At 57.7% G+C, this 21,447-nt stretch carries 18 protein-coding genes; 4 read left to right on the plus strand and 14 right to left on the minus strand.

What is annotated here, in order from left to right; all coding sequences use genetic code 11:
- Positions 1-474: 474 nt before the first annotated feature.
- From ACOTTU_RS07150 to ACOTTU_RS07200, 11 genes are all read right to left on the minus strand, one after another.
- On the minus strand, positions 475-2,580 hold the full coding sequence (locus ACOTTU_RS07150; RefSeq protein WP_425656934.1) for a putative bifunctional diguanylate cyclase/phosphodiesterase: 2,106 nt from the start codon (positions 2,578-2,580) through the stop codon (positions 475-477).
- A 57-nt stretch (positions 2,581-2,637) separates the two neighbouring features.
- Complete coding sequence (locus tag ACOTTU_RS07155; protein WP_425656936.1) at positions 2,638-3,273, minus strand: glutathione S-transferase family protein; 636 nt, start codon at positions 3,271-3,273, stop codon at positions 2,638-2,640.
- 197 nt (positions 3,274-3,470) lie between these two features.
- Positions 3,471-3,923, minus strand: coding sequence for an SRPBCC family protein (locus ACOTTU_RS07160; protein ID WP_425656938.1), 453 nt, complete (start codon positions 3,921-3,923; stop codon positions 3,471-3,473).
- Between the two features lie 94 nt (positions 3,924-4,017).
- The gene (locus tag ACOTTU_RS07165; protein ID WP_425656940.1) at positions 4,018-4,815 is read right to left on the minus strand and encodes an XdhC family protein; all 798 of its coding nucleotides are present in this window, start codon (positions 4,813-4,815) and stop codon (positions 4,018-4,020) included.
- Positions 4,815-5,996, minus strand: coding sequence for a vWA domain-containing protein (locus ACOTTU_RS07170; RefSeq protein WP_425656942.1), 1,182 nt, complete (start codon positions 5,994-5,996; stop codon positions 4,815-4,817). Before ACOTTU_RS07170 ends, ACOTTU_RS07165 begins: the two co-directional genes overlap by 1 nt.
- Positions 5,993-6,868: an AAA family ATPase gene (locus tag ACOTTU_RS07175; RefSeq protein WP_425656944.1), complete on the minus strand. Its 876-nt coding sequence runs from the start codon at positions 6,866-6,868 to the stop codon at positions 5,993-5,995. Before ACOTTU_RS07175 ends, ACOTTU_RS07170 begins: the two co-directional genes overlap by 4 nt.
- 51 nt (positions 6,869-6,919) lie before the next feature.
- Positions 6,920-9,337, minus strand: coding sequence for an aerobic carbon-monoxide dehydrogenase large subunit (locus ACOTTU_RS07180; RefSeq protein ID WP_425656946.1), 2,418 nt, complete (start codon positions 9,335-9,337; stop codon positions 6,920-6,922).
- Entirely contained in the window at positions 9,334-9,828 is a 495-nt protein-coding gene (locus tag ACOTTU_RS07185; RefSeq protein WP_298917645.1) for a (2Fe-2S)-binding protein, read from the minus strand. The genes ACOTTU_RS07180 and ACOTTU_RS07185 overlap by 4 nt, the downstream gene beginning before the upstream one ends.
- Before the next feature lie 12 nt (positions 9,829-9,840).
- Positions 9,841-10,695 carry an FAD binding domain-containing protein gene (locus tag ACOTTU_RS07190; protein ID WP_425656947.1) on the minus strand — a complete coding sequence of 285 codons (855 nt, stop codon included), beginning with the start codon at positions 10,693-10,695 and terminating at the stop codon, positions 9,841-9,843.
- A 138-nt stretch (positions 10,696-10,833) separates the two neighbouring features.
- Complete coding sequence (locus ACOTTU_RS07195) at positions 10,834-11,958, minus strand: MHYT domain-containing protein (RefSeq protein WP_425656949.1); 1,125 nt, start codon at positions 11,956-11,958, stop codon at positions 10,834-10,836.
- A gap of 144 nt (positions 11,959-12,102) precedes the next feature.
- Positions 12,103-14,523 carry a GcvT family protein gene (locus ACOTTU_RS07200; protein ID WP_425656951.1) on the minus strand — a complete coding sequence of 807 codons (2,421 nt, stop codon included), beginning with the start codon at positions 14,521-14,523 and terminating at the stop codon, positions 12,103-12,105.
- Between the two features lie 189 nt (positions 14,524-14,712).
- Between ACOTTU_RS07200 and ACOTTU_RS07205 the strand changes: the two genes are divergently transcribed.
- A complete protein-coding gene (locus ACOTTU_RS07205; protein ID WP_425656953.1) occupies positions 14,713-16,239 on the plus strand; it encodes a trimethylamine methyltransferase family protein in 1,527 nt (508 codons plus the stop codon).
- Here the strand turns inward: ACOTTU_RS07205 and ACOTTU_RS07210 are convergent.
- From ACOTTU_RS07210 to ACOTTU_RS07220, 3 genes are all read right to left on the minus strand, one after another.
- Complete coding sequence (locus tag ACOTTU_RS07210; RefSeq protein WP_425656955.1) at positions 16,223-17,209, minus strand: LysR family transcriptional regulator; 987 nt, start codon at positions 17,207-17,209, stop codon at positions 16,223-16,225. The two genes, ACOTTU_RS07205 and ACOTTU_RS07210, sit on opposite strands and share 17 nt — an antisense overlap.
- A 118-nt stretch (positions 17,210-17,327) precedes the next feature.
- Positions 17,328-18,251 carry a Kelch repeat-containing protein gene (locus ACOTTU_RS07215; RefSeq protein WP_425656957.1) on the minus strand — a complete coding sequence of 308 codons (924 nt, stop codon included), beginning with the start codon at positions 18,249-18,251 and terminating at the stop codon, positions 17,328-17,330.
- Positions 18,252-18,355: 104 nt separating this feature from the next.
- The gene (locus tag ACOTTU_RS07220) at positions 18,356-19,033 is read right to left on the minus strand and encodes an HAD family hydrolase (RefSeq protein ID WP_425656959.1); all 678 of its coding nucleotides are present in this window, start codon (positions 19,031-19,033) and stop codon (positions 18,356-18,358) included.
- Positions 19,034-19,119: 86 nt separating this feature from the next.
- On the opposite strand from ACOTTU_RS07220, the gene ACOTTU_RS07225 reads away from it, so the two are divergent.
- The 3 genes from ACOTTU_RS07225 (at position 19,120) to ACOTTU_RS07235 (ending at position 21,427) form a co-directional block, all read left to right on the plus strand.
- On the plus strand, positions 19,120-19,875 hold the full coding sequence (locus ACOTTU_RS07225) for a DeoR/GlpR family DNA-binding transcription regulator (protein ID WP_425656961.1): 756 nt from the start codon (positions 19,120-19,122) through the stop codon (positions 19,873-19,875).
- Positions 19,868-21,004, plus strand: a complete 1,137-nt coding sequence (locus ACOTTU_RS07230; protein ID WP_425656963.1) for an MFS transporter — start codon at positions 19,868-19,870, stop codon at positions 21,002-21,004. The genes ACOTTU_RS07225 and ACOTTU_RS07230 overlap by 8 nt, the downstream gene beginning before the upstream one ends.
- Positions 21,005-21,301: 297 nt before the next feature.
- The gene (locus ACOTTU_RS07235; protein ID WP_425656965.1) at positions 21,302-21,427 is read left to right on the plus strand and encodes a hypothetical protein; all 126 of its coding nucleotides are present in this window, start codon (positions 21,302-21,304) and stop codon (positions 21,425-21,427) included.
- Positions 21,428-21,447 lie beyond the last annotated feature (20 nt).

Here is a 21,447-nt window from a genome sequence, read left to right on the forward strand (position 1 = left end):
CCCCTTTCCAGAGCGAAGTTTGGCCCTGCATTGGTATCACGAATTACGTTGTCTCAGTTTCGTGGAAACGGTCCCAGTACGAAGTTAATTATGACTTCTAGTTATATGATTAAGAACATTTTTATGAGACATAGCGAGATTTTTCATGGGGCACAGATGAGCGCAGTCACTTTTTCGATTAGGCAGCCACCGGCTTAAATTCGCTTACCCGGGCCCGCTGTGACATTCAACGCAACGCGCAGGGCTTTCACGGCATTGGCGATGATCGCCGTAGTTCTCGCGTTTTTGCTGAGAGATGTCCGCATTGTGTGACGTAAGCCATGTTGCCAGAGTTCTCTGGGTTAAGATGATTGTGCTGTCTCTTGACGACGTGGCTTAATGAGAAAACCTTGCCAGGTGATGCACCGACATAGATCAGGATGGGTAGGCTGGGAAGGCTGACGCAGGATTCGGCCCTTGATCGTGGCCGAAATATCAGCGGTTTCCATGTGCCAATTTTTTGAGGGTCAAGTTGGAAGTATCAGCAGCGCTGCAACTCCCAAATGTGATCGGGTTGTTGTTGAGGCGTTCCGTGGTCGCCTCAAAAGCCTCCAGAGGCACTGGTTCGGTGAAATAGTAACCCTGAACCTGCTCGCAACCCGAAGCGGTGAGCTGTTCGATTTGCTCCGCAGTTTCAACGCCTTCCGCCACGGTGGAAACACCGATCTGTGCGGCCATCGTCAGGATTAGCTGAATGATGGGGATCGTATCCGGCAACTGATCGACAAAGGATTTGTCGATCTTGAGGCAGTTCAAAGGGAAACGAGTGATATAAGACAGGTTCGAGTAACCTGTACCAAAATCGTCGATGGCAATTCGGAAACCCAAATCCGTGATGGTTCGGAGCTTTTGGGCGATCATTTCGAGATCACCAATCAAGGCGGTTTCAGTAATTTCCAGCTCAATGTAGCCGTGGGGAAAATCTGGCCGCTGGGCGAAGGAGCGCAGCGTTTCCATTAGCTGATCGCCCGAGAATTGGCGGGGCGACACATTGATCGACAATCCAATATCCAGTCCGGTCCGGTGCCATTCAATGGCCTGATGGCAACCTTCCTCCAGAACGAACTGCCCCAAAGTTTCAATGATCCCGGTTTCTTCGCAGATTGGAATGAATTTACCCGGCAAGATCAGCCCGCGTTCGGGATGGTTCCACCGAACCAGCGCTTCCGCAGAAACGACCCGGTTGCTGCGCAGATCGAACCTAGGTTGAAAGTAAAGGACGAACTCTCGATTTTCCAGGGCACGCATGAGCTCAATTTCGAGCTGATTGCGTTCAGATGCCTCGGTTCCCATTTTCTCATCAAAAAACAAGAACTTGTTCCTGCCGCCCTGTTTGGAGGCATAAAGTGCGACATCAGCCCGCTGAACGGCATCCATGATGTTCTGGTCGTCGGGCTTGATCATGGCGACGCCAATGCTGATGGATACATTTAACAGGGTCGCTTCGTATACCATGGGCTTGTTAATGGCGCGCCTCAGATGGTCAATTCTCTCGACCAACTGGTCGTCCTGCGCCACGTTCTTCAACAAAATGACAAATTCATCGCCACCCATGCGTGCCAGAATATCCTGGTCATTTAGCTCCTCGTTGAATCTGGAGACCAGTTCTTTCAGGACCGCATCGCCCATTTCGTGTCCAAAGCGATCATTGATCTGCTTGAAACGATCCACATCGAGATAAAGTAGAGCGTAGGTCGTCGTCTTGTTCTTCTCCTCCAGCTCTTCCAATCGGGTCTGTATGAAAGATCGGTTGAAACAGCCTGTCAATTGGTCGCGTTCTGCAAGGTAGTGTGCTTGGTCACGTGCGTTTTTCAATTCGCTTACATCTATCGCGGTCACCAGAATGGCCGGGCTGCCTGTGACAGCATCAGAGCACCGTTTGGCTGAAATATCATACCAACGTGGGTCCGTCGCCGTTTGAACCAACGCAACCCGCCGGTTTTCCCCATTTTCGTCCAATGTCGCATTTAAGGAATCGTAGTCCACAGGGTCGGTGAACATATCCGAAAATCTGGCCATAGACCGTGGTATTGCGTTGCGCGCGGCGGGGTTCATGTAAAGCGCTGGCCCATCAACATCAAACAACATGATCATCACATCGGTATGAAGCAGGGCTTCCGCGCTTCTGAGGTTTTCGGGCAGGTCTTCGACGCTGCCGGTTGCCTCGCATTGCATCGCCATACGACCATCGGCCAACCGGAAACCGGAAAAAACCACCATGACGGTCTCTGGCTTCCCGTTTGGATAGAGGGTCCAGAGCTCGTTGAAGCTCGCGTTATGTTCTTCAAAATCAATCTGATACTGCTTGAGGCGCGCGGAAACTGCTGACGACATGCCTTTCGACATATCGCGTGCGCACAGGGCCTCCTCGCTGTCGGCCTGCCAGAGTTCATAAGCAGGCGTGTTGGCGTGAACGACACGTGCATTGTCAATGTCATAGATCCAGACCGCAGTGCGCAGATTACGTGCGGCCTGAAACTGATCTATGGCGTTGTCAGTGGGGGGAGGGTCGTCGGCCGCACACTCCAGGTCCGCGGGCATGCGAACGCGGGGCGCCTTGTTACCTTCTCCCATTTTGCCCACTCCGGACTGTTTCGGTTAAGCAGCCGCCGAAGCCGAATGGCCCAGTGCGACCAGCGGGCGATAGTTATCAGTGGCGGCGACATCATCGATCCAGCGTGCAATGGCGGGATAATCTTCCAAGGTTAGACCGGCCTCTTCAAGCACGTGGGTATATCCGTAAATAGCGATATCAGCGATGGAGTACCCCGAGGACAATACAAACTTGCGCTCAGACAGATGCGCCTCAAGGCGCATCAGGCCGTTCAATGCGTTGTCCTGCCAAACGGCAATATCGGATGCGCGTTCTTCGCGTTGCTGCGGCAGAATAGTGGTAAAAAACCGCGCGGGAGAGATGAAAGGCTCCAGTTTGGATTGCTCGAAAAACATCCATTGCAACGCCTCGGCACGTTCATCGCGCGATTGCGGCATGAGGTGGGTGTCTTCGGCAATGTGCCATAACATGGCATTGCTTTCACCGATCCCAAATCCTGTTTCTGTCACAAGGTAGGGAACGACACCCAGCGGGTTGACCTTCAGATATGAAGGCGATTTCTGCTCGCCCGCCAGCACATCGATAATTTTCAGTTCAAAGGCGCGATCCAACTGATGAAACGCGAGCCAAGGTTTGAAACAGTTTCCTGATCCCTGGCAGGCATAGAGTTCCGGTGTCATAAATGGTCTCCAACGGCAGTTTTGAACTCCCGATATGGAAAACCAACCCTAACATTTCTTAAATGACCGTCTGAAACGGGGAGGGATGGTTAATGATTTCAGAAGGAGAAATTTGCAGTTTGTATAAAATCTGGCGTTATCTATTAGCCATGATCCGAAGCGGTAGTCCCGGCGGACGCGCCCGTGCTGCAAACCCTTCAGGATACCCGTTCTTCGTCCAGAATCTCCGCAAAACTCTTGAAGAACTTGGCTGCGAGCTTCTTGGCTGTGCTCTGAACCAGGCGACTGCCAAGCTGCGCCAGCTTACCGCCTATTTGAGCAGAAGCATCATAGCGCAGAAGCGTGTCTTCTCCGTCTTCTTCCAAGGTGACATCGGCACCGCCCTTTGCAAACCCGGCAACGCCACCATCGCCCTGACCCAGAAGGGAAAAATGATCCGGTGCTCGGGATTTATCGAGCGCGACTTCGCCAGAAAACTTGGCTTTTACAGGCCCCACTTTGAGTACCACGCGCGCAATGAGTTCCGTGTCAGAATGCTGTGTCAGCTCTTCGCAACCGGGAATGCACTGTTGCAGGATATCCGGGTCGTTGAGCGCGGCATAGACACGCGCTTTGGGGGCTTTGATGACAATTTCGTCGGTCAGTTTCATGAGCTTTCCTTAGTTAACCGATGTGTTCAGCCGTCTCGGCGGAAGCGTGCGCTTGCCAGGTTGGACTTTAGAGAAGTTAATGGGTGCCATGATCTCAACCACTCACCGGATCGCCCGTTAAGGTTTGACGTCTGATCTGCGTGAGGTCGGCCAGAATAGCCAAGGCAATCTCTTCGGGTGTTACGGCACCGATGTTAAGCCCTGCGGGTGCTTGCACCTTGTCGATGCGATGGCGTGGTATATCGTCAGAGTCGAGTTTCTCTGTCAGCGAGGCATATTTCATCCGGCTGCCAACAAATGCCACGTGCTCAACCTCTTGGGTGAGTGCACTTCGCAGGGCGGCCAGATCTCCTTGGCCTTGTGTGGCAATTACGATCACGCGTCGTCGACCTGGCACTGCCTTGGGCAGCGTGTCCTCTGAAGACAAAGCGTTGACGTCCCAATCAAACTGCGTCGCAAGTTGATTGAGAGCCGTTGCCACGGGTGACGCACCAAAAATCACCAGCTCAGGACGGGGCAGGCACGGTTCGACGAAGATATCGATCGTGCCCCTGGAAGGGCAGCCATTGCGCGCAAATTTCACGCACTCCACTTCATCGCCTGCGGTTAGTCCTTTTTCGGAGAGAACATCGTCGGGAGCGACAGAAATCAATTGCGGCGCGTTCTCTGAAAAGGCTTTGAGCGTGGCTTTCGTTACGGCACCGCGCGTGCAGCCGCCGCCAAGCCATCCGTGCAGAATGGTGCCATCGCGGCGCAAAAGCGCCTTTGCGCCCGGTTTGGCAGCGGTGGCACCGGCTGTCCGCACGATCGTGGCCACGGCAAAGGGCTCTTCGCGCAGGCGCAGGTCTTCAAGTGCATCAGACATTTGCGGATCAAGGAGCTCTTTTGGCATCATACGCGCACCAGCTCCGGCTCCAGCGCTGCCAGATCGTCCAGCGTATTGGCTGCTTTGAACAGATCAAGATGAGGCAGGGCAGCGGCCATTCCGTGTGCTGTCGCTTCGTAATCCCTCCATCCTTTCAGGGGGTTAAGCCATATTATCTTGCATCCGCGCCTTTTCAGCCGCGCGAGGGCCGCGGACAAAACCTCCGGCGCGTCGGTGTCATAGCCGTCCGACAGGATCAGAACGACGGTGCGCCCATCGACGAACCGTTTTGCATAGCTGTCCGCAAAACGGCCAATGCTGCCGCCGATCTTCGAGCCCCCGGCAAAACCATCCGCCATCAGCGACATGCGTGCCAGCGCCCGCAGTGCATCCTTGTCGCGCAGCGCATCGGTGATGCGCACAAGGCGGGTATGAAAAAGATAGGCGTCGGCGGTCGGATCAGCCCGCATCAACCCGGCCAGAAAGGCCAGAAAGACCTGCGCATAGACCGACATGGAGCCTGAGACATCACAGATCGCCGCTATTTTGCGGCTGCGGTCGGGGCGATGTTTCATGGGCAGCTGAAAGGGCTCACCCCCCGAGGCGAGGCTTTGGCGGATCACCTTGCGGAAATGCAGCCGGTCGCCTTTGCGCGCTGCCCTGCGCCGACGCGAGCGCCGGTCCCGCAAGGCGGCCCCCAGCCGTCGGGCGATCTGTTCCGCCGCCTTGATGTCGGCAGGCTGCACCAGATCGCGCAGGTCCTTTTTCATCAGATTGGTGATCTCGGTGGCTATCAGCTTGCCTTGCCCGCCCGCCTCCGACCTGCCTGATCCGGCGTTGGGCGACGTTGCATCACCGCCGCCCGACCGGGTTTCACCCTGCGCGCTGCGCGAGGAATGAACATGGTTTTTGGCGCTATCGCCCGAGGTGGGCGCGATCTTGCGTTTGACCCTGCCGCCGTTCAGCCAGAAGCTGTCAAAAAGCGCGTCGAAACGGTCCGCATCCTCCTTGCACCCGGTACAAATCGCCCGTAGCGCCAGCCTGCTCTGCTCCGGTCGGGTTGCGTTGATCTGGCAGAGGGCGCTCAGGGCCAGATCGGTCTCTGCCACGCCCAGACGCAGGCCGTTTTCGCGCAGATGCGCCAGAAATCCGCTGATACGTGCCGCCGGTCCGGGATCACGGGCGGAAAACCTTGTCACCCGGCTCATGCGGCGCGCCCAGCGATGCGTTGGGCCACTTCGGTGGTGATATTGGCCTGATCGCTTTGGGTTTTCAGCAGGGTGGTCAGGCTGGCCTGCAACACTGCCGGATCCGCCGTCAGATCAGCGACACCAAGGCCCATCAGAGCCGCCGCGAAATCCAGGGTTTCCGCAATGCCGGGTGTTTTTTCCAGCTCTTCCTTGCGGATATTCTGAACAAAACCAATGACCTGTGCTGCGAGCTTTATCTCGATTTCCGGACAGCGTGCCGCGAGAATCGCCAGTTCCGTGGGTCGATCCGGATAGTCCACATAGGTATAAAGACAGCGCCTGCGCAACGCATCCGACAGATCGCGCGTGCCGTTGGAGGTGAGCACCACAACGGGCTGCGTCACCGCCTTGATGGTTCCAAGTTCGGGGATGGTGATCTGGTAATCCGCCAGTATTTCCAGCAGGTAGGCCTCGAACTCCTCATCGGCGCGGTCAATTTCGTCGATCAGCAGAACCGGTGGTTTTTCCTGCCGGATGGCGGCCAGAAGCGGGCGTTCCAGCAGGAAATCTTCGGAAAAAATGCGCGTTTCAACACTGGCACCGGTTTCGCCATTCTCTGCCGCAGCCCGGATGCTGAGAAGCTGCCGCTGGTAGTTCCATTCGTAGATGGCCTGTGCCGCGTCCAGCCCTTCGTAGCATTGCAGGCGCAACAACCGCGTGTCCTGAACGGCGGCCAGCACGCGCGCCACTTCGGTCTTGCCAACCCCGGCAGCCCCTTCCAGCAACATGGGCCGACCCAGCGTCAGGGCCAGATGCAGGGCGACTGCGAGGTCATCTGAGGCGATATACCCTTGTGTCGCCATGTCGGATTGCAGGTCAGTCCAGGCCATGATCACGTCTCTTGAAAGGGGGGGGCGGGTAGCGTGACCCGCCCTGACAGCTCATTCGTGCAGCCCAAGATCATTGGCGATCTTCCAGATGCGCCAGTGATCATGCGGCATATGTGCCTGACGCAGCCCAAAGGCGCGGAAAGCATCATGCACCGCATTGGAGAACGCCGGAACGCCACCCACATTCGGGCTCTCCCCAACGCCTTTTGCGCCAATCGGATGATGCGGCGAGGGCGTTTCAGTGTGATCGGTGACATAGTTGGGCGTTTCCCAGGCGGTGGGGATGAAGAAATCCATCAACGTGCCGGTCTTGCAGTTGCCCAGATCATCATAGGCAATCTCCTGACCCATCGCGATGGCCAGCGCTTCGGTCAGCCCACCATGTACCTGTCCTTCGATCACCATGGGGTTGATCCGGGTGCCGCAATCATCGAGCGCATAGAATTGCCGGATGTCCGTGGTGCCGGTGTCCACATCTACATCCATCACGCAGACATAGGCGCCAAAGGGATAGGTCATATTGGGCGGGTCGTAATAGCTGACCGCCTCCAGCCCCGGCTCGATCCCCGGAATGGCCTGATTATAGGCCGCATAGGCGATTTCCTTCATGGTCTTAAAGCGTTCCGGCGCGCCTTTCAGCACAAAGCGGTCCACATCGAACTCCACGTCATCGTCATGCACCTCCAGCAGGTAGGCCGCGATCATCTGGGCCTTGGCGCGGATTTTGCGCCCTGCCAGCGCTGTGGCGGCCCCTGCAACCGGGGTGGAGCGGGACCCGTAGGTGCCCAAGCCATAGGGCGCGGTATCTGTGTCGCCTTCCTCGATGGTGATCGAATCCGCCGGAATACCGGTTTCGGTGGCCAGAATTTGCGCAAATGTCGTGGCGTGACCCTGTCCCTGACTGATGGTGCCGAGCCGCGCGATGGCGGAACCTGTCGGGTGAATTCTGATCTCGCAACTGTCGAACATGCCCATGCCCAGAATATCGCAATTCTTGACCGGCCCGGCCCCGACGATCTCCGTAAAGAAACTGAGGCCGACACCCATCAGTTTGCGCGTCTCACCACGTTTGAACGCCTCGACACGTTCGGCCTGTTCGCGGCGCAGATCGTCATAGCCGACAGACGAGAGCGCCTTGTCCCAGGCGGTGTGGTAGTCGCCTGAATCGTATTCCCAACCCAGAGCGGATTGATAAGGGAACTGATCCTTGCGGATAAAATTGATCCGGCGCAGTTCCGCCGCATCCATGTTCAGCTCCATCGCCAGCACTTCGATCATGCGTTCGATGAAATAGGCGGCTTCCGTCACCCGGAAGGAACAGCGATAGGCGACGCCGCCCGGGGCCTTGTTGGTATAGACGCCATCGACGCCCACGTATGCCACGGGTATGTCGTACGAGCCGGTGCAAATGTGGAAGAACCCGGCGGGGTATTTGGTGGGATCGGCACAGGCGTCAAAGGCACCGTGATCGGCTGTCACATGGCAGTGCAAACCGGTGATCTTGCCCTCCTTTGTGGCGCTGATCTTGCCTTTCATCCAATAGTCGCGGGCAAAGGCCGTGGCCATCAGGTTTTCCATCCGGTCTTCCACCCATTTGACCGGCTGGCCGGTCACGATGGAGGCGACGATGGAGCAGACGTAGCCCGGATAGACGCCGACCTTATTGCCGAAACCGCCCCCGATATCTGGGCTGACCACGCGGATATTGTGTTCCTCAATGCCCGATAGCAATGAGGCCACAGTGCGCACCACATGCGGGGCCTGAAACGTGCCATAAAGCGTCAGCTTGCCGTTGACCTTATCCATGGAAGCCACCGCGCCGCAGGTTTCCAGCGGGCAGGGGTGGGTGCGGTGGTAATAGACCATCTCTTCGGCCACGACCTCGGCGCTGTCGATCACTTCTTCCGTCGCCGCCTTGTCGCCTTCTTCCCAGAGGAAAATATGGTTGTGATGGCGGCGCGGGCCGTGGGCCCCATCGGCCCCATCCTCAAGGTCCTCGCGCAGTACCGTGTCTGATTTCATCGCCTCGAACGGGTCGATCAGAACGGGCAGTTCCTCGTAATCGACCTCGACCAGCTCTACGGCATCCGCCGCGACATAACGGTCGCGCGCCACCACAAAGGCCACTTCCTGCCCTTGAAACAGCACCTTGCCGTCGGCCAGCACCATCTGTTTGTCGCCAGCCAGCGTCGGCATCCAGTGCAGCGACAATGGCTCCAGATCCTTGGCGGTCAGAACGGCCACAACGCCGTCCAGTGCCATCGCCGCATCAATGTTGATCGATTTGACGCGTGCATGCGCATAGGGCGAGCGTACGAAATCGCCGTGCAGCATGCCGGGCAATTTGATGTCATCAAGGTAATTGCCTTTGCCTTGGGTGAAACGCACGTCCTCGACACGTTTGCGGGCGCAGCCCATGCCCTTGAGGTTGGCGACGCGCTCTTCGCGGTTGTCCACTTCGTCCTTCATTCTGCGGCCTCCTTTGAAGCATTCATCTGCGCCGCAGCGGCCAGAATGGATTTCACGATGTTCTGATAGCCGGTGCAGCGGCAAAGGTTGCCCGCCATGCCGAACCGCACCTCTTCTTCCGTCGGGTTTGGGTTTTCCTCCAGCAGCTTATGCGCCCGGGTGATCATTCCGGGCGTGCAGAACCCGCACTGCAACCCGTGGTGTTCGCGGAAGGTTTCCTGCAGGACATGCAGCGCATCAGGGCTGCCCAGCCCTTCGATGGTGGTTACCTCCGTGCCATTGGCCTGACCCACAAACATGGTGCAGGATTTCACGGATTTGCCGTTCACGATCACCGTGCAGGCACCGCAATGGGAGGTTTCGCAGCCCACATGTGGGCCGGTCAGGTTCAACCGCTCGCGCAGCGCGTAGATGAGCAGTTCGCGCGGCTCGGCGAGGAATTCCGCGTCCTGCCCATTCACGGTGAGTTTCACATGCATCTTGTCTGGCATTTCGCTTCCTTTCTATGCGCGCGCCCAGGCGCTCTGGATCGCGCGGGTCAGGATCACGCCAGCCACATGGCGCTTGAAGGCGACAGGGCCGCGGTTGTCTTCGGTGGGGTCGATGTCAGCAAGCGCGGCCTCAACAGCGGCCTTGATGGCCGTTTCGTCGACGGAGGTGCTCTGCAAAGCAGCACCTGCCGCTTGCGACCATACCGGAACGTCGCTGAGATTGGTCATGGCAATGGAGGCGGCAGTACATTGCGCGCCGTCCTTGCCAAGCTGCACGGCGGCGGCGGCGGTCGCGTAATCGCCAATCTTGCGTTTTTGCTTTTCATAGGCGTAACCGCCCGCGGGCGCGGCAAAGGAGACGGAGGTCAGAACCTCTTCATCCGCGCGCTCGGTCATGTATGCGGCCTCGTAAAAATCACGCGCCGCAACGCTGCGTTCGCCGTCCGGACCGACAAGAGTGAATTGCGCATCAAGGCACTGCATCAACCCGGGCATGTCATTGCCGGGATCGCCATTGGCGACATTGCCACCGAGCGTTCCCATATAGCGCACCTGCGGATCAGCGATCTGCAACGCCGCCTCGCGCAGAATGGGCGCGGCCTCGGCGAGCCCTGCGTGATCAATCAGATCGGCCTGCGTCGCCATGGCCCCGATGCGGATGGTGCCGCCTTCTATCGATATGCCGTCAAGACCGGCCACGTCTTGCAAATCAATCAGGTGCGGCACCTCTGCCATGCGCAGTTTCATCATCGGGATCAGGCTGTGCCCACCCGCCATCACGCGCGCATCGTCTCCATGTTTTTCGAGCAGGGCGATCACGCCCGCGATGTCCGTGGGCCGGTAATAATCGAACGGCGCTGGAATCATTGCTACACCTCCCTCGTAAGCAATTTGTCTGGCTGAGAAGCAGGCTGCATCGTTGCGCCGCCACCTGCCTGTGCAATTCAATGAGCAGGGCTCAAATTTTCACGAAATGCACCTGGGGCTGCATGAAATGCGATTGCTTCACACGCCCAATGCGTCGCGGACGGCCTTGAGGTTGGAGCGGCTCACCGGGACCGGCGGCAGGTTTGCGCCGGCAAAACGGCACAGACCGTTGTCTTTTTGGCGTTCAAAGTTTTCCACATGTGCGGGATTGATCAGATAGCTACGATGGGCTTTCAGAAACCCCTGTGGCAGCAACCGTTTTGTGGCTTCGGTGATCGGCCAGACACAGAAATGCTGTGCGCCATCCGTATAGATGTTGGTGTAATGCCCTTCGGCTCGCACGAAGGCGACTTTTGCGGGGTCGATGAAAAGCGTCGTGCCGTCCTTTTCGCAGGGAATGCGTGTTGGCTGCGGAGGCATTTGTGCAGGCTTGGAGGCAGGTTCCATATCTGCCGGGGCTGGCGTGCGCTTTGACTGGCGTATCGTGGGGTGCGGCACCAGAAAGGTAACACCCATCCACAGGAATGCGCCGAAGATCACGAAGCTTGAGACCAGCACGCCAAGCGCCAGAACCTCGTTGGTCATGATCGGGCCCAATTCGTTGAAGGATGGAACCTGCACAAAACGCGTGCCGGAAATCGCCACGAAGTGCACGGCAAAAACGGCGATGCCAAAGCACAGGGTTCCCAACAGGATGTTCTTTTTCGTGCGATGACCGTAAGCGATCCAGAAGGCGGTGATGCACAAGCCGAATGCGGCAATCACCGCAAGGGCCACACCCAGCGGCGTGTAAACGGCACGGCAGAGTTGCAGGCCGGCCATGCCCAGATAGTGCATGCCCAGAATACCGATCGCGACGAGGCTGCCCGCAAATGATACCGTCTTCGCGGTCCGTTCTACGAAATGCAACAGGATCAGGGCGGCCCCTACGATCAGGATGGCCAGCAGGGCTGAGGCCAGCGTTATGGCAGAATCGTAGTAAAACAGGATCGGCATTTGCAGACCGAGCATGGCCACGAAATGCATCGACCAGATGCCGCCGCCCAGAGCGACCGAGGCCAGTGCAATGGCAACCTTGCGTTGGCCGAAGGACTTGCGAGACAGGTCTTTGGTCAGGGTCAACCCGGTAAAACCAGCGACGAGGGCAACAACGAGTGAGGCCGCGACCAAACCGGCATGATGACTTACGGCCAGAAAATCCATGGCCAAATCATGTCGCCAAATCCTGCCCAATGCAACGCGTCATCGACCTGTAATCAACGTGTCAGGATCACATTTCCCGGCGCTCGGTATTGCGGGTAGAGCGGGTCAACCTTCTGTTGCTTCGCGAATCGTTTCGGTGACTTTTTACGCTCTGACGCGCGTATAATCTGGGTCATATGGTCCAGGCGCGATGATCTGGGCACTGATGCGGCTGCCCAACACGTCAATCTCAACGCGCTGGTCAATCTGCGCAAACTCAGCGTCCACAAATCCCAAAGCAAGGTTGGCATTGACGCGGTGTCCCCAGTCGCCTGACGTGACGGTCCCCACGACGGTGTCCGCTATCATGATCGAGGCCCCGCCATGGGCGGGCGCATCGGTGTTGTCCAATATTAATGAGACCAGCTTTTTGCGCGGCCCCGCGGCCCCGCGGTTTTCCAGCGCGGATTTGCCGATGAAATCAGGTTTGTCCATTTTGACAAACCGCGCCAGCCCGGTCTCGAAAGGGTCGAATTCTGTCAGGATGTCAGATTTCCAGTGCAGATAACCTTTTTCAAGGCGCATGGACTCGACTGCGCGGCTGCCGAACAGTTTCATCCCCTGCGCTTCACCCGCCCGTCGCAGCGCCAGGTAGCCCGCGTAGAGCTGGTTGTTGGGCAGGTGGATTTCATAGGCAAGCTCTCCGGAAAAACTCACCGACATCACCACGGCGGGGGCGATGCCGATGAAACAGCTACGCACGCTGAGCCAGGGAAAGGCGGCGCGCGACCAGTCTTCGCGGCTGACGGCCTGCAGGACATCACGCGATTTTGGCCCGGCCAGGACCAGAATGGTGTGATCATTGGTCAGCGATCTGATCTGCACGTCTTCATCCTTGCGCAGATGCCCTTGCAGCCAATCCATATCGTGGCACTCAGACGCGGCGGCAGACCCGTACCAGACGCGTCCATCCGGCAGATTGGCGATTGTTGCTTCGGATTTCAGCATGCCCTGTTCGTTGAGCAGATAGCCCAGCCCAACCTTGCCCGCCCGGCGGGGAACAGAACCGCAGATCATCCGATCCAGAAAGTCATGCACGCCGCTGCCGGTCATTTCAAACCGGTTGAAACCGTTGACTTCGGTCAGACCCACCGCATTCCGGACGGTTGCAACCTCACCTGCCACAATGTCGAAGACGTTGTTGAACCTGAAACCATAATCCTCGTGGAAATCGGCAGCAGGTTTGATGTATTCCATCCGCTCCCACCCGTTCACGACCCCAAAGGCCGCGCCTTCCGCGGCCAGAACGGGCGTCAGTGGCGTAGTTTTGACCGGACGCCCGGCAGGACGGTGTTCATGGGGGAAATGAAACCGGAATTCGTTCTGGTAATCCTCGATGGCCTTCAGCGCGGTCAATTCCACATTGGTGTGTCCGGTGAAGCGGCGCGGGTCGATGACCCAGGTGTCATAACAGGCCTCGCCATGCACGATCTGCTGGGCCAGCAGCCAACCATGTCCGCCGCCTTCACCCAGACCCGCGCGCAACCCGATGATGCAGAACGCATTGCGCTTGCCGGGGATCGGCCCGACCAGTGGCGCGCCGTCGATGGTGTAGGTGATCGGTCCGTTGACTACCGTGTGAATGCCGGTGTCCATCAGCGCAGGCATGCGGGCAAAAGCGCCTTCGAGCACATCGGTGACCCTGTCGAGATCATCCGGGCAGAGCGCGTTGACGAAATTCGGATCAATCCCGTCCATGCCCCAGGTCTTGCAATCCTGTTCGTAAAAGCCGACCAGCAGGCCGTTTTTCTCCTGACGGCAATAATAATCACTGATCGGGCAGCGCAGCAGCGGCATACGGTGGCCTGCTTCCCTGATGGCGGGGATTTCCTCGGTCAGGAAATACTGATGCTCCATCGAGGCCACGGGATGGTGTACGCCCATCATCGCGCCCACTTCATTGACCCGGTATCCCCCAGCGTTGACGACGATTTCCGCATGGACGTCGCCCTTGTCGGTGCTGACGATCCAACTGTCATCGGGCAGTTGGCGCAGACCGGTCACCGGCGTGTTGCGGTGCACTTCGGCCCCGGCCTTGCGCGCACGTCTCGCCAGCGCCTGACAGAGCTGCGCAGGATCAATGTCGCCGTCCAGCGGGTCCCAAAGCCCGCCCAGCAGATTATCCGTTGAAATCAGCGGATGCCGCCGGGCGCATTCTGCCGCGTCGATGACCTCGAAATGCACATCCATGCCGCGCGCCATCGACGCAAAATGCCGATACCCATCCATCTGGTCTTCGGTATTGGCCAGCCTGATTCCGCCGTCTGCGTGATGGTAGTTGATCGGATAGTCGGGATCTTCGGCCAGTTCCTTGTAGAGCTGAATGGAATGGGTTTTGAGGCCAACCATGGTCTGGTTCATGCCGAAATTCGTCACCTGCGCTGCAGAATGCCAGGTGGTGCCAGAGGTCAGTTCATTGCGTTCCAGCAACATGACATCCGACCATCCCTCCTGCGTCAGGTGATAAAGTGTCGAGCACCCCGCGATGCCACCGCCAATAACGACGACTCGTGTTGAAGTTCTCATGCGATTGCCTCGGTTTGACGTTCAAAACTGGTGCCAGAAGCGCGAAATGATTGGGTCGGGTCAAGATTACGGACAGTTTCAACGAGAAATCAAAACTAAGTTTTTATTTTATCGGTGGGATAATGCAGTACTTGTCGGCGAGGGGTTTCTATCGTCACCATATTGATCAACTTCGGGAGGATCGACGAGGTGACGCAGAAACAATCGCCACCGCGACGGTCAGGGCGGTCCGCACGCATTGCGCTCCGCTCTGCGGAACCCCTCGTCAATCCTGCGGCCCCCGGGGGGCAAGGCGGCGGCTACCGACCGCTCGCCGAGGCGGACCTTCGCGCCATTTTTGATACTGCGGTACGGCTTCTGGCAGAACTGGGCATGGGCGACGTGCCAGACCGGCTCCGAGCCGATTTGCTTGGGGCAGGTGCCGGGGAGCGTTCCGATGGGCGTGTCATCTTCCCTAAAACCCTGGTTGAAGACGCCATTGGGCGTGCTGCCAAGAAATTCACCCTTCACGGGCGCGACGAGGCGCGATCCATTGACGTGGGTGGTGATGCCGTGTTTTTCGGCACCGGCGGCGCCGCTGTGCAGACGCTGGATCTCGAAACATCCATATATCGCCCATCCACCTTGAAAGACCTACATGACTTTACCCGTCTTCAGGACGTGCTGACCAATGTGAGTTGGTTCACACGGTGTTGCATCGCCACAGATGTCCCTGACCCGTTCGATCTTGATGTGAATACGGCCTATGCGCTGATGAAAAACACCACCAAGCCGGTGGCAACGGCTTTCACGCTGGCGGAACATGTGGCCCCCATTGTGCAGCTTTTTGACATCGCGGCCGGCGGAGAGGGGCGGTTTTCGGCAAGACCTTTCGTCAAGGCCCACATCAGCCCAGTCATTTCGCCCATGCGCTACGGCGAAGATGCGGTGGATGTCACCTACGCCTGTCTGGCCCATAACATTCCGGTGTCCTGCATCACGGCGGCACAGTCCGGTGCCACGGCTCCCGCGACGCTTGCCGGATTTCTGGCGCAATCCCTGGCGGAGACGTTGGGGTCGCTGATGATGATAGATGCGGTCAAACCCGGCCACCCGATGGTCTTTTCCAACTGGCCCTTGGTGGTCGATTTGCGCACAGGCGCTTTTGCCGGAGGCGGCGGCGAGATCACCCTATTGAACGCGGCCTCCGCACAGTTGAGCAACTGGTTGGGATTGCCCTCAGGTGTGGCCGCCTCGATGACCGATGCCAAGGCCATCGACGCGCAATATGGTGCGGAAAAAGGCATGACCTCTCTGGCAGCGGCGCTGGCGGGCGGCAATCTGATATACGAAAGCTCCGGCATGACGGCCTCACTGCTCGGGGCCAGTTTCGAGGCTTTCGTTCTGGATGACGAAATGCACTCGGCCACCTACCGGGCCTTGCGCGGTGTTGAGGTGACGGAAGACAACCTTGGATTTGACGCCATCTGTGAGGCGGTTCTGGGCGAGGGGCATTTTCTGGGCGGGCAACATACCTTTGCCGCGATGGAGCGCGATTATTTCTATCCTTCCCTGGCGGACCGCGACCCGCCGCGCACCTGGCAGGAGAAGGGGGCGCAAGACGCATGGACGCGCGCCCGCACCAGGGCCCGGCAAATCCTGACAGACCATCAACCTGACTATCTTGAAAAAGATCAGGAAGCGGCGATCCGGCGCGCCTTCAAAATTCTGGGCTGATGTCTTCGATATCCAGCAGGGCGAACTTGCCTGCCAGCCATGGCAGGTTTTCGACCGCCGGGTCCACCATGTGATGACCAATCAGTTGCCGCATGCTGTCCCCGATCAACGCGCAGGTTTCCTGAGCAAAATCTGATTGCGAAAACAAGGCAATATGCCGCGCGAACGCCTTGCCGGGAAATGGAACCAGGTCGATCCTGTCCCGGAACCTGGCGGCACGGATGTAGTTTGTCGGCGTGGTGATCGCCCATCCCATACCATCGGCAATCATGCCCATGAGAGACTGATTGCTCTCGAACTGAAATCTCTTTGGCAGATCAATCCGCAGACGCCGCAGATGTGCACTTATTTGCGCACCGATGATCTGCTCGTCGCTGTACCGCAGAAAGGGCAGGGTATTCTGACCGCTCAGACAGGCGCGCGCATCCAGAGCAACGTCTGCTGGCAGCGCCAGAACAAAGGGGTCACGCAACAAGGGTCGTGCTACAAGGCCTTCGGGCTCCGCCAACGGGACCGTCGCAATGCCGATGTCCACCGAGCGGCTGTGCAGGAGTGACAGGATTTCGTGGCTGGGTCGGGTCAGGTGAGAAAATGCACAAGCGGGCATGACTTTGGCGAGCAAAGCCGCCAGTTCCGGCGCGATCTGACTGTCAAAATCTTCGATCAAGGCCAGTCTCAGGCTTCGCACATCGGAAAGGCGCCCTGACAGCGCCTCGGATTCCGCTTTGCGCAAAAGGCCAAGCGCTTCGTCGACATACCCCAGAAACGCCACCCCTTCGGCCGTCAGGACCATCGGGCGCCGCCCATGATCCAGCAAACGCACGCCCAGGGTTTCCTCAAGCCTTTTCAGGTGATGCGAGATGGTTCCAATGGATAATCCACTGTCTTTTGCCACCGTCTGAATGTGACCTGCTCGTGCGGTTTCGCGAAAAATCTCCAGCGATTTGATGTTGAGATTGGAACGGTGCATGAAACCTCGGAATTCGCGTGTGAATACGTTCTGCAAGAAGCTCCGGCCGATTTCAACGCCGCCGTTGCATCGGGTCCGCGCCAGCTTATCCTTGTTTTTGTCGAGCGCTCTGGCGACACTATTCGATTTCGAGACACTCGATGCTGGTCAACTCCGGCGCGCCACCACGTGCACCACTTCCAGCGGCGATCCAGAGCTTGCCATCATGGACGCAGCAATTGGTGCCGTGCCGCGCACGATTAAGGGCTGGCCCGATTGTCCATTTGTCCGTCGCTGCATCGAAGACCTGCATCTCGGTGAAGGCTTCCATCCGGCCTGCTTCGCCGCCGACATAATGTATCTTTTCGTTGATGACCCCAGCACCGCCCGCGGCTGTTTCAATCGGCAAGGCTGCATCGTGAACCGACCATTGCCCGGAGCTGAAATCATAAACGTCCACATCGCCTATGGTTGCTGAAAAAAGCGCGTTGTAATCCGCGCCGTTATGTCGCCCTGTTTCCCGGCCACTAAAGAAATAAAGCTTGTCGCCCAAAATAGCGCAGGGCGCATGATCGCGTTTGTTTGGAGCATCCGGCAAGATCTGCCATTCGCCAGTGGCCGGGTGCAATCGGTCAAACCAGGCTTGTGTGCCGGAATGGTGACCATCGACGATGCCCCCGACAATGTAGATCCACCCATCACTATGGTGCACACAGCCTGCTGCACCGCGTCTGCGGGCTTCGGGAATGGGGGGTCCCTCGCGCCAGGTATCGGTTTCCGGTTCATAGACAAAAACGGTTTCAAGCGGCGTCTCACGCGGAAATTCCCCCGTCATCGTCCCAAGCAGCCAAATCTCGGTACCAATCACCACTGGCTGAAAATGGTGGATTTCCATCGGCGGTGCCGAGGCTGACGTCCAGCGGTTGGTTTTAGGGTCGAAGATGTCGACAGGTTGAATGCGCCGGCCACCGAAGAGGTAGAGTTTGCCCTTGTATGCGGCAAAGCCATTTTCGTGCCGGCAATGTGGGGTTCCCGTACAATCAATCGTGGTCCAGCGTGACATGATCGGTTTTCTCCCTCTAACCCGTTGACCTACTTGGCCCTATCGGGTGCTGTAGGGCAAGCGACACCTCGCAGTGCGCGCGGTTGGATGTTTGAACAGAAATGCTAGAGGGTTGCGGGAACAAGACTGGAAAGAGCCGCAAAGCTTTCTGATTGCCGATGACAGAATGAAAACTTCGGTTCTGTACATCCCGGACCGACCGCAAAAACGCAAATACCGGCAGAGACAGCAGATTGCGCACCGGGTAGTGAATCCTCAAAGGCGCAGACGTCAGTTGCGTCCAGGGTGAGGGCGCGCAGCGTCTCCTGATAGGGCAGAGGATCCGGTTTGCCCTTTGGCAGTTCGGCGGCGGAGACAATCGTGTCAACAAGATTGCCAATGTTCAGCATGTCGAGGGCACCCTTGATGTGCCGCCGTGGCGATGAGGAGCAGATGGCGATCCTGAGCCCGCTCAGATGCAAGCTTTGCAGGCAATCAGCAGCACCGGCAATCGGCTCACGCATGCGGGGCAGCAGATCATCAGCAATTGCGCCGATTTCATGTGCGATGGCTGCGCGTTTGTCCGGCAACAGGGTTTCTTCAAAAGCCTCGTCAAGGAAACCATTCAACCCCCGACCGACATGGGCGTCCAGCAAGGCTTGGCTTGGTCTGCGACCATGATGGGCCAAGACCGAAATTTTCGCCGCTTCCCAAGCGTGTTCAGAATGAACCAGCGTCCCGTCGAGATCGAAAATCGCGGCACGAAACGGCCTGAATTCCCTGTCGTCAAAAACCTGTTTCATTTTCTTGAAGCTCCTCGGACATTTGGTGTTGGATTTCCCTCTTTTGCAGTGTTATGCATTTTTTTGCAAGAAAGTGCAGGAATTAAATGGAACTGAACGTCCCGGATACCCGCCAGCAAATACTGGAACGCCGTTTGGCGGATGGTGTTCACATTGTTGCGGCGGAAATCGCTGTAGAATTCGACGTGTCGATAGACACCGCGCGCCGCGATCTGATTTCGCTGGAACGGTCGGGCAAAGCGCACAGGGTTCGCGGCGGCGCAATCCCGGTCATGCCACCGGCAGCACCCATGCAGGAAAAAATCGCGCGCGGCAAAAGACCTCCTGCGGCGATGATCGCTGCCGCCGTGGACAGTTTGGCGGATTGCAAGACTGTAATTTTGGACGGGGGCTCAACGGTTTGGGCGCTCGCCAGAGCATTGAAGCCCAGAGCAGGGTTGCTGATTGTAACGCCCTCTCCCTGGGTGGCGATCGCGTGTATGGAAAACGGTATCGAGGCGGTCTTGCTGGGGGGGCGTCTGAGCGGCCACGGGGGGATAAGCGTTGGAATGGATTGCCAAGAACAACTGGGTCAGCTGGCAGCCGAGACGGCGGTGCTGGGGGCCTGTGCCATGGACGCTGATTTTGGGTTGAGTTCTGACGATATGGATGAGTCCCGGGTAAAAAAAATAATGGCGAATGCCGCAGTGAAGACGGTTGTACTGGCTGATCGTACAAAATTGGGATTGCGGGCCCGTCACCGAACGTTGCTCCCGACCGCGCTTGACGGCTTGATCACGGACGGCACGCCCTCGGAGTGTGCCGCGTTCCAAGCCAAGGGAATCATGGTTAAAAATGTCTGACTGGCGCACCCCCTGGCGCGCGGTCGCAGCCATGTTCATCCTGAATGGTGCGCTATTCGGCATTTGGGCATCGCGCGTCCCGGCGGTGGCTGAAAAGTTTGGTTTGTCACACGCAGCACTTGGATTCTTATTGCTGACGCTTGCGGCGGGCGCTGTCTGTTCATTTCCCATCGCAGGCAAGGCAGTTGATCGCCTGGGCGCAGTGCGGGTGACTCGCCTTATTGCCGTCACATATCCCGTGACACTCGTCGCATTGTCGCTTGCGCCAACGCAGATTACCCTGGGGGCCGCGCTTTTCTTTTTTGGCGCTGCGCATGGCGCGATGGATGTGGCGATGAACGGGTGGGGGGCCGAGACCGAGCGCCGTCTTGACCGGCGCATGATGTCTTCATTTCATGCGATGTGGAGCTTTGGGGCAGGGCTGGGCGCTCTGAGCGGATATCTGGCGGTCTATCTGGGTATGGGTCTTTTTGTACATTTCCTGATCTCTTCGGCAGCCGTATTTGCAGCAACATACTACGCCGCCAATATTCCCTGGGAGTCCGACAGAGCCGCTCACCGTGATGGCTCAATCTTTGCCTTTCCAACGGGAACGTTGGTGTTGGTCGGTATCGTGGCCTTTTGTGCAGCTCTTGGGGAAGGTGCGGTCGCGGATTGGAGCGCCGTTTACCTGAAGAATGTCGTGCAAACGTCTGAAAGTGCTGCAACTTTAGGGTATACTGTTTTCTCTGTTGCGATGGTGATTGTCCGGCTGTTGGGCGACAGGCTGGTGACGGTTACGGGACCTGTACGTGCCGCGCGGATCAGCGGTATCTGTGCCGCAGTCGGGGTGTTGATTGCGGTCTTGCTGCCCTCGCTCGCCGCCGCGCTGCTGGGGTTTGCGCTGATGGGGATCGGATACGCCGTGATCATGCCGCTGGCGTTCAGCCGTGCGGCCAATGACCCGAATTTGCCGGCTGGTCAGGCCATTTCCAGCGTCGCCACGCTCGGTTACGGAGGCATGTTGATCGGTCCCGCGTTCGTTGGTTTTGTTGCCGAAAGCACCGATCTGCAAATCGCATTTGGGCTCCTTGCGGTTTTGGCCATCTTGATCGTTTTCGCATCCTCGTCGCTGAAACACACTCCTTGAAGGCGTCCTCCGGGATGAATTTGCACCTCTGGTTGAGACCGGTCGTTTGTGATTGCAAAACCGGCGGTCAACCTGCGAAAGACTAAATTCAACCTAGGCTATCTATCGCAATTGCCTGTGCGGGATCGGAGGCCGCGCACGACGGGAACAGATAAGATCGGGCGATCATATACTTAGCAGATCATGATCTGAATTGTCGAACGCGTTGTGGCCCGTCGCCAGCATCAATTTCAGGTTGAAATTTCGGCAGGTTTCCGCTAGGTTAACACATCATTAATTTAATCATTGAGAACAATTATGCTGTCCAAACTAGCCACCGTTGCGTTTCTGGCCGTGTTCATCGGGTCCTCCCCCTATTTTCCGGGGCCGGATCAGAACCCACAAGCCGGTCCGTGTGATCCTTCCGTCAGCAACTGCCTGTAAAGCTGGTGTAAAACCTTGCT

This window comes from Roseobacter sp. EG26 (genome assembly GCF_049830555.1).
Taxonomy (GTDB): Bacteria; Pseudomonadota; Alphaproteobacteria; order Rhodobacterales; family Rhodobacteraceae; genus Roseobacter.